Source organism: Paenibacillus albidus, from assembly GCF_014644435.1.
In the GTDB taxonomy this organism is placed as follows: domain Bacteria; phylum Bacillota; class Bacilli; order Paenibacillales; family Paenibacillaceae; genus Paenibacillus_AQ; species Paenibacillus_AQ albidus.
On the sequence record NZ_BMKR01000022.1, the window covers coordinates 70061 to 84160 of the forward strand.

At 48.6% G+C, this 14100-nt stretch carries 9 protein-coding genes; all 9 read right to left on the reverse strand.

The genetic code is table 11. From position 1 onward, the window contains the following. Positions 1-19: 19 nt before the first annotated feature. The 9 genes from IEY53_RS22095 to kimA all read right to left on the reverse strand — a co-directional run bounded on the left by IEY53_RS22095 (position 20) and on the right by kimA (position 13962). On the reverse strand, positions 20-2353 hold the full coding sequence (locus tag IEY53_RS22095) for a histidine kinase (protein ID WP_189028861.1): 2334 nt from the start codon (positions 2351-2353) through the stop codon (positions 20-22). A gap of 66 nt (positions 2354-2419) precedes the next feature. Further along, positions 2420-3040, reverse strand: a complete 621-nt coding sequence (gene kdpC, locus IEY53_RS22100) for a potassium-transporting ATPase subunit KdpC (RefSeq protein ID WP_189028863.1) — start codon at positions 3038-3040, stop codon at positions 2420-2422. A 36-nt stretch (positions 3041-3076) separates the two neighbouring features. Then, positions 3077-5110 carry a potassium-transporting ATPase subunit KdpB gene (kdpB, locus tag IEY53_RS22105; RefSeq protein ID WP_189028865.1) on the reverse strand — a complete coding sequence of 678 codons (2034 nt, stop codon included), beginning with the start codon at positions 5108-5110 and terminating at the stop codon, positions 3077-3079. Between the two features lie 17 nt (positions 5111-5127). Next, entirely contained in the window at positions 5128-6804 is a 1677-nt protein-coding gene (gene kdpA, locus IEY53_RS22110; protein ID WP_189028867.1) for a potassium-transporting ATPase subunit KdpA, read from the reverse strand. Between the two features lie 75 nt (positions 6805-6879). Then, positions 6880-6957 (reverse strand): K(+)-transporting ATPase subunit F, encoded by a 78-nt coding sequence (kdpF, locus tag IEY53_RS36105; RefSeq protein ID WP_189028922.1) that lies wholly within the window; start codon positions 6955-6957, stop codon positions 6880-6882. A gap of 236 nt (positions 6958-7193) precedes the next feature. Then, entirely contained in the window at positions 7194-7550 is a 357-nt protein-coding gene (locus tag IEY53_RS22120) for a hypothetical protein (RefSeq protein WP_189028869.1), read from the reverse strand. Positions 7551-7730: 180 nt separating this feature from the next. Then, a complete protein-coding gene (locus IEY53_RS22125) occupies positions 7731-8438 on the reverse strand; it encodes a response regulator (RefSeq protein ID WP_189028871.1) in 708 nt (235 codons plus the stop codon). Beyond that, a complete protein-coding gene (locus tag IEY53_RS22130) occupies positions 8431-11133 on the reverse strand; it encodes an ATP-binding protein (RefSeq protein ID WP_189028873.1) in 2703 nt (900 codons plus the stop codon). Before IEY53_RS22130 ends, IEY53_RS22125 begins: the two co-directional genes overlap by 8 nt. A 1002-nt stretch (positions 11134-12135) precedes the next feature. Next, positions 12136-13962, reverse strand: coding sequence for a potassium transporter KimA (gene kimA / locus IEY53_RS22135; protein WP_189028876.1), 1827 nt, complete (start codon positions 13960-13962; stop codon positions 12136-12138). Positions 13963-14100 lie beyond the last annotated feature (138 nt).

A 14100-nucleotide genomic window follows, 5' to 3' on the forward strand; every position in this document is an offset into this window, starting at 1 on the left:
ATAGCAGATAATGGGAAATCTATTTTGTCGGTTCTGCAACATTCGGATCAAAATCAGCCACAATCAGCATATCCATATGGCGGGCGTTCCGGAGCAAGTAGTGAACGAAGCTCTCTTTAAACAACGTCCGCCATAAAGGTTTTCGGGACTGGCCAATAATAAGCTGTGTCGTCTGCAGGCCGTTCATCCTATCCAGTAGATGCCGATGGATGTTCGCCCTGCTGCTGGCCTCGGCCACCTCCATTTTTCCGCCGAGCCGTTCTGTCAAATGGCGAAGCGTCTCCAGCCGCTTCTGGTATTCGGACGTTTGCGCTTCCCTGCAATGCACATAATGTACATACCATTCTGCCTTCAAGCGATGCGCAATCCGGAATCCGCGGCGTATCAGCCGCTCTGCCTGCGGCCCCATATCCACACAGACGCAAATAACCTCCCGCCTGCTCCATGGCCCCCGCAAAGAGGTATCCCGGTCCCAGGCTTCCAGCCGTTCGTCCACATCATCGGCAAGTTCCCGCAGGGCCAGCTCACGCAGCGCAATCAGATTGCCGATCTTAAAAAACGAATTCAGTGCCTGGTTCACCTTCTCTGCCGCGTAAATTTTTCCTTCCCGCATCCGCTCCTGCAGCATTTGCGGCGTAACGTCGATAAGCTCCACTTCCCCCGCCATTTTCAAGATCGCGTCCGGCACCGTCTCCCGGACACGCACACCGGTTAATTGGGCTACCGCATCATTCAGGCTTTCCAGATGCTGCACATTCACAGTGGTAATCACAGAGATGCCATTCTCCAGCAGGCGGATGACATCTTCATATCGCTTTCGAGTCTTACTGCCAGGTACATTAGTGTGCGCCAGTTCATCAACCAGCACAACCTCTGGATGGCGTGCAATAATTGCATCGGTGTCCATTTCTTCCAACAAGGTTGATTGATAATTCATTTTAGCCCGCGAAATCGTTGATAATCCGCCTACTTGCTCTTTGGTTTCCTTCCGTCCATGCGTCTCAAGAAGCCCGATGACGACATCAATCCCCCGGTTCAACAGAAGATTGCCCTCTTGCAACATTTTGTATGTCTTGCCTACACCCGGAGCTGCACCGATATAGACCTTGAAGCTGCCACGGCGAATGGTTTCAATCTTCTTCTCCATTTCCTTGGTGGTCAACCGATGGAATGGCTCCTCTTTTTTCTTCGAGCTGGGCCTGATGGGCAGAATCCTCTCCCCCTCCTGCTCGGAACGATCCGCCATCAGAAACACATCAATGTTTCGCGTTTTTCGCAATACGCGGTTTGCTATGGAGCCCTGCCATTTTTCCTGCCAGCGGCTTTTTTTAGAATGACCCATGACGATCCGGGTGACGTTATGTTGAATCGCATAACGCACCAATACAGAAGGAAGCTGACGCAGGCGAGCCAGCTCAAGCTCCTCAAACTTCGCCTCCACCCGTCCAACCAGTTTAATGATGGAACGTTTAAAGGTTTGCTGTTCCTTTGTCAGCGGAGAATCAAGTACAACAAATGTCACCACCATCAGATCACCATTAAGCCGCTTGGCGATTTGCTGGCCTCTTCTCACATAAAGGGACCCATTCCAATGGTATTGTGCAGATACCAGTATCCGCTCTGTGGCGCCAGAAGGGCCGATAAGCCCATGCTCTTCCCGATGTTTTTCCAGAGAATCGTTTACCCCCTCCGCCACCAGCCGCAAGGATACCTCACGCAGCACGCCAAGATTGCCCCGGCGGGACATAGCGGGGTGAGTCTCACCGCCCAGAACCCCATCTTCCATTCGCTTCAAAATCGTTTCCGGAGATACGTCAATCAGACGCACTTCATCCGCCAGTTCCAGCGTATTCAAAGGCACCGTCTCTTCTGCCCGAATACCCGTCATTTGAAAGATAAATTCCTCAACTCCGGCCAGCTCATACACATTGATGGTCGTAATTACGCTGATGCCGTTGTCCATCAAATATCGGATATCTTCGAGCCGGGTAGGAAAGCGCGCATCCTCACGATTGTGATGGGCCAGTCCATCCACCAGCAGCACCTCGGGATTTCGTGCCAGCAGAACCTCCAGAGGAAGGTCCTTCTGCTCCTTGCCGTCCTTCCACCAATGGATACTGGGCACGCGTTCCAAGTTCTCAAGCTGCTGGACGGTCTCCGCACGTTGCATGGTCGATACGGCACTGAATACCACATCGATCCCCTGCTTCTTCAAAAGCCGGCCCTCTTGCAACATATGATACGTCTTACCCGAACCGCTGACAGAGCCGATAATAATTTTTAATCTGCCCCGATGCAGCCGGTATATGGAATACAAGATTTCTTCAGGCGTTTTGCGTTTATAAGGCGCCACTCCTTCACCTTCTCCCCAAACTGTTAATAACCCTGTCCGCATCGACTGCACGGACAGGGTGTGTGGCTATTTCACCGACAACTGCGATAAAGCCATATTCAGCTTCAGTACATTGACACGTTCCTCGCCGAATAAACCAAGATCGCGTCCTTCGGTGTGTTCCCTTACGAGTTCTTCCAGCTTATCCGCTGAAATACCGGTCAGGCCGCTAATTCTGGGAATCTGTACCCGTGCAGAAGCCGGAGAGAGATGCGGGTCCAGCCCTGAGCCGGAGTTCGTAACGAGACCAATCGGCAGTTCATGGATAGGAACTTCGGGATTGTCCACCTTCCACTTGGCGATGAATTCTCTTGTGCGCTGCAGCATATCCGGATTGGACGGACCATAGTTGTTGGAGCCTGAAGCCTCGGCTTTATATTCAATGCTGGATACGCGGCCATGAAACAACGCCGGATTTGTGAAGTTTTGGCCAATCAGCTCAGAGCCAATGATCTTGCCTTCGCTGTTCTTCAACAAACTTCCATTCGCCTGAGAAGGCATTAGCACCTGGGCAAGGGCCGTAGAGGCCAGCGGGTAAACAATACCGCACAGTATGATGAACACGGCGCTGAGTCGTACCACACTCAACAAATAGGCTCCTTTGGAGACAGGCTCATGATCCGATAATTCCGTATTTATATTTTCCATCTTTATCATCCTCTCTGGCACCATAATACACTTCTTTTAGATCCAAATACTGACAAGCAAATCAATCGCTTTAATGCCGAGGAAAGGAACAACGATTCCCCCCAGACCATAGATGAAAATATTCCGCCGCAGCAATTTGACCGAACTCATCGGTTTATAAGATACGCCTCTCATCGCCAGCGGAATCAGCAGCGGAATAATAATTGCATTGAAAATCAGCGCCGAGATAATCGCCGAGCTTGGAGAGCCCAGCCCCATCACGTTCAGCAACTCCATTTGCGGGATAGCCAAGGTGAACATCGCAGGAATAATGGCAAAATATTTGGCGATGTCATTGGCAATGCTGAAGGTCGTCAGGGCGCCGCGCGTCATCAGCAACTGCTTGCCGATAGCTACGACTTCAATGATTTTGGACGGATCGGAGTCCAGGTCGACCATATTGGCCGCTTCCTTGGCAGCGGAGGTCCCGCTATTCATCGCAAGTCCCACATCCGCCTGCGCCAGGGCGGGCGCATCGTTTGTCCCGTCGCCTGTCATGGCAACCAGCTTGCCTTCCTTCTGTTCACGGCGAATAACTTCAATTTTGTTCTCCGGTGTGCTTTCGGCAATGTAACCGTCCACCCCGGCTTCTGCCGCAATCGTCGCGGCAGTCAGCGGATTATCTCCCGTACACATGATGGTCTTGATGCCCATTTTGCGCAGTTCATCAAATCGTTCCTTCATTCCCGGCTTTACCGTGTCTTTCAGATAGATGAGTCCATAAATCCGGTTATCTACAGCCACAGCAAGCGGGGTGCCGCCTTTGCCGGCGATTGCGTTCGAATTTTTGTCCAGATTATCGGGAACCTGACCTCCCTGCGACAGCACCCAGCGCTTAATGGAATCCACAGCTCCTTTGCGAACCTTCCGGCCGTCTTTCAAATCCAATCCACTCATCCGGGTTTCGGCACGGAATTCAATAAATTCCCCTTCCGCTTCCCATCCGGTATCATAGCCGTGGCCCAGCTTCTTGACCAATTCGATAACAGAACGCCCTTCCGGTGTCTCATCCTTCACTGAGCTGATCGCTGCCCATACGGCCAAATCCTCCTCCGTCTCTTTCCCCACTGGAACAAATTCGCTGGCCATGCGGTTGCCGAAGGTGATAGTGCCCGTTTTGTCGAGAATCATCGTATTGATATCCCCTGCTGCTTCTACCGCTTTCCCGGACATCGCCAGAACGTTGAATTGGGTGACCCGATCCATGCCCGCGATCCCGATAGCAGACAACAACCCGCCAATGGTCGTGGGAATCAAACAGACCAGCAGCGCAATCAGAACCGGAATGTCCAGGTTAACTCCAAGGTAAGCCGCAATCGGGCGCAGCGTAACGACCACAATCAAAAAGATAATGGTCAAGCTGATCAATAGCGTGTTAAGAGCAATTTCGTTGGGTGTCTTCTGCCGCTTGGCGCCTTCGACCAAAGAAATCATCCGGTCGAGAAAAGATTCGCCCGGATCGCTCGTAATCCGCACCTTGATTTGATCACTGACCACTCTCGTACCGCCAGTGACCGAGTTGAAGTCTCCACCCGCTTCCTTAATGACAGGGGCCGATTCTCCCGTAATCGCTGATTCGTCAACAGAAGCCAGCCCTTCAATGACCTCTCCGTCGCCGGGAATCAGTTCTCCCTGACTGACGAGGACGATATCCCCCTTCCGCAGCTCGGAGGAAACGACCGTCTTGACGGCATCACCCACCAGCTTATTGGCAGTAATATCCTGCTTCGTTTTCTTCAGCGAATCAGCCTGCGCTTTGCCGCGTCCCTCCGCCAGGGCTTCTGCAAAATTCGCGAACAAAACCGTTACCAGCAGGATGAAAAACACCGTGATATTGAACCCTATCGATTCCTTGGCACCGAAATAACCGGGGGCGAGTACCATCAGCAGGACCATAATCGTCCCCATTTCTACGACAAACATGACCGGATTCTTGATTAAAGTCATCGGGTTCAGTTTAACAAAACTGTCCTTGACCGCACTTCGTATGATAGGACCACTCAACAGCCTCTTTTTTTGTACCGTACTCATCTTTGTTCTCCCTCTCTCTACCGTAGAGTCAAATGTTCCGCAATCGGTCCCAGCACGATGACCGGCAGGAACGTCAGCGCGCCAATAATCAGTACCGTGCCGATCAAAATCCCGGTAAAGAGGCCGTTGTCCGTGCGGAAGGTGCCGATGGTTTCCGGAACGGGCTGCTTGCGCAGCAGAGAACCGGCAACAGCCAGCATGGCAATCATGGAAACATAACGTCCAAGCAGCATCACTAGCCCCGTCATCATATTCCAGAACGTACTGTTATCCGCAAGTCCTTCAAAACCTGAGCCGTTGTTAGCGGCAGATGAGGCGTACTCGTACAGCACCTGCGTCAATCCATGATAACCGGCATTGCTGATCGCCCCTTGGCCGAGATCCGTCAGGAAGGAAGCAGCCGTCGGCGCCAGAATGATCAGTGGATGAATCAAAATCGCAATCGCAATCAGCTTCATTTCCCTGGCTTCGATTTTTCGGCCGAGGAATTCAGGCGTCCGCCCCACCATCAATCCGCACAAGAAGACCGCAAGTATGGCGTACATCAGCATGTTAATCAAACCTACCCCTTTACCTCCGAACACGTTGTTCAGCATCATCAGTGCCAGCGGGGTAATTCCTCCCAGCGGGGTCTGGGTGTCATGCATATTGTTGACACTGCCTGTTGTCGCCGCGGTGGTCACCGTTGTAAACAAGGAGGATTGCGGAATGCCAAAGCGGACTTCCTTGCCCTCCATACTGCCTTGAGAGGCATCAATTCCCATGGCATTGATCGCCGGGTTGCCTTTGCTCTCCGCATAAAAGTTCAAGGAAAGCAGCAAGAGGAACAACACCATCATCGCCGTAAATATTCCCCAGCCTTGCCGCTTGTTTTTGGCAAACAGACCGTACATATACGGCAGCGCTGCGGGCAGCATCCACATTGACAGAATTTCAATGACATTGGTAAGGGGGGACGGATTCTCAAACGGATGAGCCGAGTTGGCCCCGAAGAATCCGCCGCCGTTCGTTCCGAGATGCTTGATGGATTCCAGGGAAGCCACTGGCCCAATCGCAATCTGCTGGGTCTGTCCCTCCAGGGTTGCGACCTCCAGTGTCGGCTTCAACGTCTGCGGAACTTGTTGCGCTACGAGCAGCAGCGTTACGAGCAAGGCAAGGGGGATAAACACCCGTGTGTGGGCTTTGACAAAGTCTTCAAAAAAGTTCCCCAGTGTCTTTCTGCCCGTAATGCCTCTTACAAAAGCCACCGCCACGGAAAAGCCGCTCGCCGCCGACGTGAACATCATCATGGTGATGACAGCCATTTGCGAAAAATACGAAAGCCCTGTCTCCCCGCTGTAATGCTGCAGATTGGTGTTGGTCATAAAACTGATCACTGTATTAAAGGTGAGCGTCTGCTCCATCTCACCGATTCCGTTCGGATTAAGCGGCAATCCTCCCTGCACACGGAGAATAAGATAGCCAAAGGCCACAAGCACAATATTGGTGGACAGAAAACTGATAGCATACCTTTTCCAAGACATGCCCTCTCTCTTTTTCAGGCCGCCTAATTTATATATTCCCCGCTCGATCCCGCCGAAGATCCGGTCTGTCCGGTTCGGCTCATTGGAAAAGACGTTATAGAGATAAGTTCCGAGCGGTTTGACGAGCAGCAGCAGAATAATGATGACTGCGACGATTTGCACAATACCCACGAATGACCCTCCTTAATTTAGGCAAGCGATCGCCCGCCTAATCGTTTCTTTTTAACAATGCTTCATGATGATCTGCTAGAACTTCTCCGGATGGATCAAGGCATAGACCAGATAGAGAAACAAAAACAAGGTAGCTGCAATAATTACCGTCATTGCCCTTGCCCCCCTCTATCGTCAACAACACGTTCGCACCAGCTCGCGAATGCATAGAACAGACCGAAGATTGCAACCAATGCCGCAACCATGTACACATCCATCATCGTTTCTCTCTCCTCTCCTAGTAACATGCTTCAAAGCGCTCCCTTTTGATTTAAAAAGATTCCTGTTCAGCGTATCATGTCTGTCATTAATTCAGGATTAGGATCCTATATGAAAGGATTAAGATCGCATTAAGATATTTCACCTATATTATTTATCTGGTATACTTCTTCTCCCAACACCTGATTTACAGCCTGGATAAAAGCGTCATAGCCTCCATCGCTGTCATTCCTATAAGGCAACGCCAGAGACAGTATCTGCTCTATCTGCATAACATCAAGCTCATAGCTCTTTGACAGCATTTCTTCAATGACATTGACAGGCACTCCCTCAGCAAAAACTTTGGCTGCCTTATAGATGCCGTAGTCCTCATAGTAGACCGTTGGATCCATCTCCCGCATGTCGCGATAATCGTATACTTTTTTGACGGAATACAGCACCAGCAACGACAGTGAGAGCAGACCCACCCCGGCCAAAATTCTCATCATCTCCATAACCTCTTTCCCCATGTATTCTTCTTGCTTCCGTCATAAAGCGTAACACTCCCGCCATTAGTTTAGGATTAGGGTTTGCATGAACGGATAAAGATCGTCTTAAGATTCCGATAACACAAAAAAACCATGCTCCATAAGGGCATGGTTGTTGTAATCCAATCGTATTCAGAGCGTTTAACCGTCATCGCCCACCTGCAGCATTCGGTAACCGATTCCAATATGCGTTTGAATATATCTGGGCTGCGAGGACGTTTTTTCGATTTTTTTTCGCAAAGTAGCCATAAATACACGCAAAGCGGAGACATCGTAGGGGTGGTTGCCCCAAATCTCATGCAGAATATAATTATGGGTCAACACTTTACCCACATTCTTGGCCAGCAGGCATAAAAGTCTATACTCGCTTGGTGTCAGATGAATTTCTTCTTCAGCCAGCCACACGCATCCTGCCGCATAATCAATTTTTAAAGGCCCGTTAATAAAACTGGAGGCATCCTTCAGGAGCTTATCACTGTCATGGCGGATTCGCCGCAAACTGACCCGGAGTCTGGCGAGCAGTTCTTCCACGCTGAAGGGCTTGGTCAAATAGTCGTCTGCCCCTGCATCCAGCGCCTCAATTTTATCCCGGTCCTCACTGCGCGCGCTGACCACAATAATCGGTAGATTAGACCATGTCCGCACTTTTTTTATAATATCCACCCCATCCATATCCGGCAGCCCCAAATCCAGAATCATCAGATCCGGTTGTCTGGATACCGCTTCAATAATTGAGGCTTCCCCTGTTTCCGCCGTGTGATACCGATACCCTTGGGTCTCCAGAGTGGTCGTGATCAGCTTGCGTATAGGCTTGTCATCCTCCACGACAAGAATAAAAGGTCTATTCATAAACACTTACCTCCTCAGCCTGCAGGGTAAAATAAAATACCGTTCCCTTCGGATAATGGTCTCTGATACCAATAGTGCCCCCATGGGCATTCACAATTGATTTGCATAGAGAAAGCCCCAGCCCCAGGCCGCGGCGCCCGTCCCCGCGAATATTATCCGCGGTATAGAACATCTCAAACAGTCTGGCTTTCGCTTCTTCTGCAATCCCCGGACCATCGTCAGACACTTCCACTACGATCATATGCTTGTCACGCCTTGCAGAAAGCGTGATATGCGATCCGCACGGGGTATACTTGATGGCATTGTCCACAAGATTGATCAGAACCTGAACAATAAGCCGTGAATCCATCCGGGCCATAAGCCATTCATCGTCTAATACGGTTTGGATTATATAGTTCTTGCTGTTGCGGTTCACATGAAGCAAAGCTTCGGAGATGACCTCCTCTATTAATTCGGCCTGCAGATTCAGATTTAACGTACCATTTTCAATACGGCTGATGGACAGCAAATTCTCCACCAAATGAATCAGCCAGATGGAGTCGTCGTAGATGTCTGTATACAGGCCCTTTTTCTGTTCCTCGCTCAACACCTCAAAGTTGCCAATCAGAATTCCTGCATTGCCGGAAATGCTGGTCAGGGGAGTACGTAAATCATGGGAAATCGCCCGAAGCAAATTGGCGCGGAGCTGCTCCTGCTGGATCTGCATGAAGATTTCCTTCTGCTTTTCATTCAGTCTCTCCTTTTCCATCGCGAGTGCGCATTCGCCGAGCATGGCAATCATCAGGCTTTTTTCGAATATCTCCAAGGGCTCTTCCTGATCCATAACAATGGCCGCCACGGCAAACACCGTATCCCCTCCGCGCACCGCGTGGTACAGGCAGTGAGCGTCAGAAAACGTATCCGTAGTCGCGCCGGCGCGTTTATTGTTTTTGAGCACCCACTCCGCTACCGCCTGTTCCCTCTCTCCCGTATAGACCTGCGGAACGGCAACTGACTCATTTTTCGGGAAAATCAGCGGTGCGCTCAGGGCCTGTTGCCCAATGGCATAAAAAATAATCGTTCTATCCAACAGTTTCACCATCTGATGTGCCGTTTCATCAATAATTGCCGGGAAGTCCTTTGCCTGCTGCAATTTGCGGCTGGTCTCTAAAAGCACCTCTGTACGATAGGCTTTCTGTGCGGATTGAGCGGCCTGCTCCCTTACCCGCATGGTCAATGTGCTCATGATGAAAGAAGCCGCAAGCATCACCAGAAAGGTAACCGGATAACCTGAATCATACGCCTGCAAGGAATAATAAGGCTCGGTAAAGAAGTAATTGAACACGAGCACACTCATTATCGATGAAACTACGCTATATATCCTCCCTTTGGTAACCATCGCATTTAGAAGAACACCCAGAATGTACACCGTGATAATGTTCGCCTCTCTGAAGCCCAGCTCATGAAACCACTTTCCAACCAGTGTACAGGCAACCAGTATAGAGGCCGTCTTGGCCATATCGGCCAGTGATACCCTTGGAGATTCCAGGGAAAAAGATGATCTTTTAGCGAACGCGGGCTCGGTATAGGGAATAATATACGTCTCGATATTAGGGACCAAAGCGATTAATTTATCAACCACAGTGGATTTAGAGAACCCTCTCTTTTTATAGAGCGAGCGGCCCAGGACGATCTTTGATACATGGCTTGTTTTGACATATTCCGCAATTTGTCCTGGCACATCTTCTCCATACACTGTTGCAATTTGTGCGCCCAGCTGCTCAGCCAATCTCAGATTTTCTCTTAGTCCCGTTTTGTTTTTTTGTGTTACTTGTCTGGTTTCCGGTGTCTCCACAAACAGTGCTGTGAATTGACTATGATAAACTTCAGCCATCCTCGCTGCTGTTCGGATCACCTTTTTGTTGGAATCGGCCGAAGACAGGCAGACCAGAATATGATCTTTTGTGTCATATTCCTTTCTTTTCACCTGTACGCTGATTTGCGCCGCGATTCGGTTCAACTGACTTGCCGTTTTATGCAAAGCAATTTCACGCAAAGCATTCAGCTTCTCTTTGGTAAATAGATGGTTTTGTGCTTTTTCTGTCTCCTCATTACTGTTGTAAATCTTTCCCTTCTTCAATCGGCCCAGAAGAACATCCGGTTCAATATCGACCAATTCCACCTGATCGGCATTGTCAAATACGCTGTCGGGAATGCAATCCTGCACGGACATCCCGGTGATAGAGGAAACAAGATCAGCCATACTTTCAATCTGCTGAACATTAATCGTTGTGTACACATGAATTCCCGCCCGAAGAAGTTCCTCCACATCCTGGTACCTTTTTTTATGACGATATCCCGCCGCATTGGTATGGGCCAGATCGTCAACCAGAATGAGGTCAGGACTTCTTTGGAGTGCATGATCCAGGTCAAATTCTTTAAAGCCACGACCCTCACTGGAATTTCCCGTATGAGGCAACATTTCCAAACCTTTAAGGAAAGCTGCTGTATCCGGCCTTGCCTGAGGATTAATATATCCGGCGACCACGTCCACTCCATCTTTTTGCCCTTTATGACCGGCGCTCAGCATCGCACAGGTTTTGCCGACGCCTGGCGCGTACCCGATAAAAATTTTCAGCTTTCCACGTCTTTTTTCTGGTGGTATATCGCTAATCTGCTTGAACGTCGACCTGGCTTCAATCGGTTTGGCTGCCATCTTAAGCCTGCTTTCGTTTCTGTTTATTATAGTGATTTCTTTTATTTGTAAGTATATCACGGGCAATATCAGCATCGTGTTATAACTTTGACTCTAGTATTAAGATTACATTAAGATTTCACCTTTCACAGGAAATTAAGAATGCATAAGAATGTTTCGGTAGTCGATTAAGAACCTATTAAGAACGCAAGAAATAAGCGTATTCGGTAGAAAAACAAAGCTAACTACGAGCTTCAGTAAGCTTATTTTGACTTTTCACTCGAATATGGCTTATTCCTGACTCTAAAGGGAAGCTTTGCTTTTTTACAGACCTAGAAACTCCGTGTATGATTCCCCTTAACACATATGCTGACTGGAGACGAGTAAGCACGGACAAACAGCTGATGTACAAACCCATCACCTGCAATCTTTTGGGTCCATGGAAATTCAAGGGGGCAGTATCTATGAATAGCGGCAGGCTTTCACGAATTGAACTCTTCGCTTTTGACAAACAGCCTTCGTTTGCATACAGGTCCATCCGGACCGGATGTTTATATCTGGTGTTGAGACTCACCTGCGGAGAACAAGTCAGTTACGGGGAATGTGAGGTTTCCATGAAAGGAAAAACTATCGATTTAATTAAATGGGGATCTTTTCTGAGATGCATCCGCCGTTCTACACTTGAGGAAGCGTTAATGACAATGCGCCATCAGAGACAAGAATGGACATCAAGCCAACTGGTATTGCTGCAGTCTGCTTTATCCGGCATGCTGCGGGCCAGGAGCCCCCAGTTACAAATCGCCTCCGGGTCAGCAAGATGTGAGCATCAATTAAACGTTCCCGTGCCTCAGGCCATATCGATGTCTTATCCAATGAACCAGCGCATCGGCCATTTGAATGTATCCCTTTTATTCGAAGAATCGATTTCTTACTGTTCACTATTGTCCCAAGATTGTCTTTATTAAAAGAATGGGCGCTCCGGAATCCATAATCATGATTCTGGAGCGTTCTTTTCCTGCTGTGCTACTTTTTCAAGTGATAAGGTACAGTCGTCACGATCACATCTTTGCGAAAAAGCAAATGAGCACGGATCAACAGGCTTGATTGATTATGCAGAATGTTATGCCAGCCTTTTTTGGGAATGAACTGTGGAATGATCACGGTAACCTTATAGTTTGATTCGTTCGCTTTTCGCTGAACGGTATCAATAAATTTGGTCAGGGGCTGAATAATACTTCTATAAGGAGTGAAAAGCGTCACCAGCCTCACATCCGGCTGCCACTTTTCCCATTTTTCCTCAAATACTGCTTCTTCCTCTCTTTCGAACGGCACATGTACAGCAATAATCTGATGTGCAGACAGTGATTTAGCATAATTTAATGAATTCATCACCACATGAGTGATCCCGGCAACAGGCACGATGATCACATTCCCTTCAATTTGTATCCCTTGTTCACAAGTGGTTATCCTGAGTTGATCGGCCACCGCCTCGTAATGCTTGTTAATCCGATGAAACAGCAGAATGAGAAGAGGCAAAAAGATTAAGACAGGCCATACTTGTGTAAATTTGGTCAAAAAGAACATTATGGTGACCAGAAAGCTTATCAAAGCACCTACGGTGTTAATCGTAAACTTTTGCACCCAGCCCTTAGGTTTTCCCCGCATCCATTTCACCATCATCCCTGTCTGGGACAACGTAAAGGGAATAAAGACCCCTACCGCGTATAAGGGAATTAGCTGCTCTGTCTTGCCACCAAATACAAAGAGTAAAAGGATCGAGAGCACCCCCAGTATGATAATGCCGTTGGAATACCCCAGCCTGTCCCCTCTCATGGTGAACATTCTCGGAATAAACTTATCTTTGGCAAGATTAACGGCCAGCAAGGGAAAAGCCGAGTAGCCTGTATTGGCGGCCAGAACCAAAATCAATGCAGTTGTCCCCTGAATAAAATAATACATCGCATTTCGTCCGAAGGTTTGTTCTGCAATTTGGGAAACGACTGTCACTTCCGCCATGGGAGCAACTCCATAATAATACGCTAACACAACAATTCCTGAGAATAAAACAGCCAGTATGGCCCCCATTGCCATTAAAGTTTTGGCGGCATTCGCAGCCGCGGGACTTTTAAAATTGGGAATCGCATTGGAAATGGCTTCAACACCGGTTAAAGCGGAGCTCCCGGAAGAAAATGCCCGCAGCAGCAGGAACAAACTGATACCGGCCACCGGTGTGCCTAAAGGGACGTGCAGTTCCGCTGGAACATTGCCCGTAAGGATATTGTACAGGCCTGTACCCATCAAAATGGCTAAGGCCAGTACGAATAAATAAACAGGGTAAGCCAATACAGAAGCGGACTCCGTTACACCTCTTAAATTCAATATCGTAATAAACACGATAAATACTACAGAGATCATCACATTATACTCATGCAGGTTTGGAAAAGCCGATGTGATGGCATCTGCGCCGGCAGATACACTTACCGCTACCGTTAAGATATAGTCAACCAATAACGAACCACCCGCAATCAGTCCTGGGTATTTCCCCAAATTTTCCTTCGATACAACATAGGCTCCCCCACCGTGAGAGTAAGCGAAGATAATTTGCCTGTAGGATAAAATCAGTGCGGTTAACAAAAGCAATACACCAATTGCAATGGGAATCGAGTACCAGAGTGCAGTTGCACCAATAGTAATCAAAACAAGCAATATTTGCTCCGGCCCGTAGGCTACGGAAGACAACGCGTCTGAAGAAAGGATGGCGAGCGCTTTTGCTTTATTCAGCTTTTGCTCCCCTAATTCGGTGGACTTTAATGGTCTTCCAATTAAAAACCTTTTTAAAAAGGATGTCACGGGTTTCACCACTCACTTTTCATTTTTGAATTAACAGGCATTGGGTTTAACGCTTTTATTTACTTTGCTCTCCTATTTCCACATTTATACTCGCTTTACGAGTACTTTCTATTGTAAAAAGGAACAGACAAATGGCAA

What these genes read in the sequence shown, in the direction of transcription:
- kdpC (WP_189028863.1), bottom strand. Translation starts at nt 3,040, where the DNA reads ATGGAAAATATAAATACGGAATTATCGGATCATGAGCCTGTCTCCAAA.
- kdpB (WP_189028865.1), bottom strand. Translation starts at nt 5,110, where the DNA reads ATGAGTACGGTACAAAAAAAGAGGCTGTTGAGTGGTCCTATCATACGA.
- kdpF (WP_189028922.1), bottom strand. Translation starts at nt 6,957, where the DNA reads ATGACGGTAATTATTGCAGCTACCTTGTTTTTGTTTCTCTATCTGGTC.
- IEY53_RS22120 (WP_189028869.1), bottom strand. Translation starts at nt 7,550, where the DNA reads ATGATGAGAATTTTGGCCGGGGTGGGTCTGCTCTCACTGTCGTTGCTG.
- IEY53_RS22125 (WP_189028871.1), bottom strand. Translation starts at nt 8,438, where the DNA reads ATGAATAGACCTTTTATTCTTGTCGTGGAGGATGACAAGCCTATACGC.
- IEY53_RS22130 (WP_189028873.1), bottom strand. Translation starts at nt 11,133, where the DNA reads ATGGCAGCCAAACCGATTGAAGCCAGGTCGACGTTCAAGCAGATTAGC.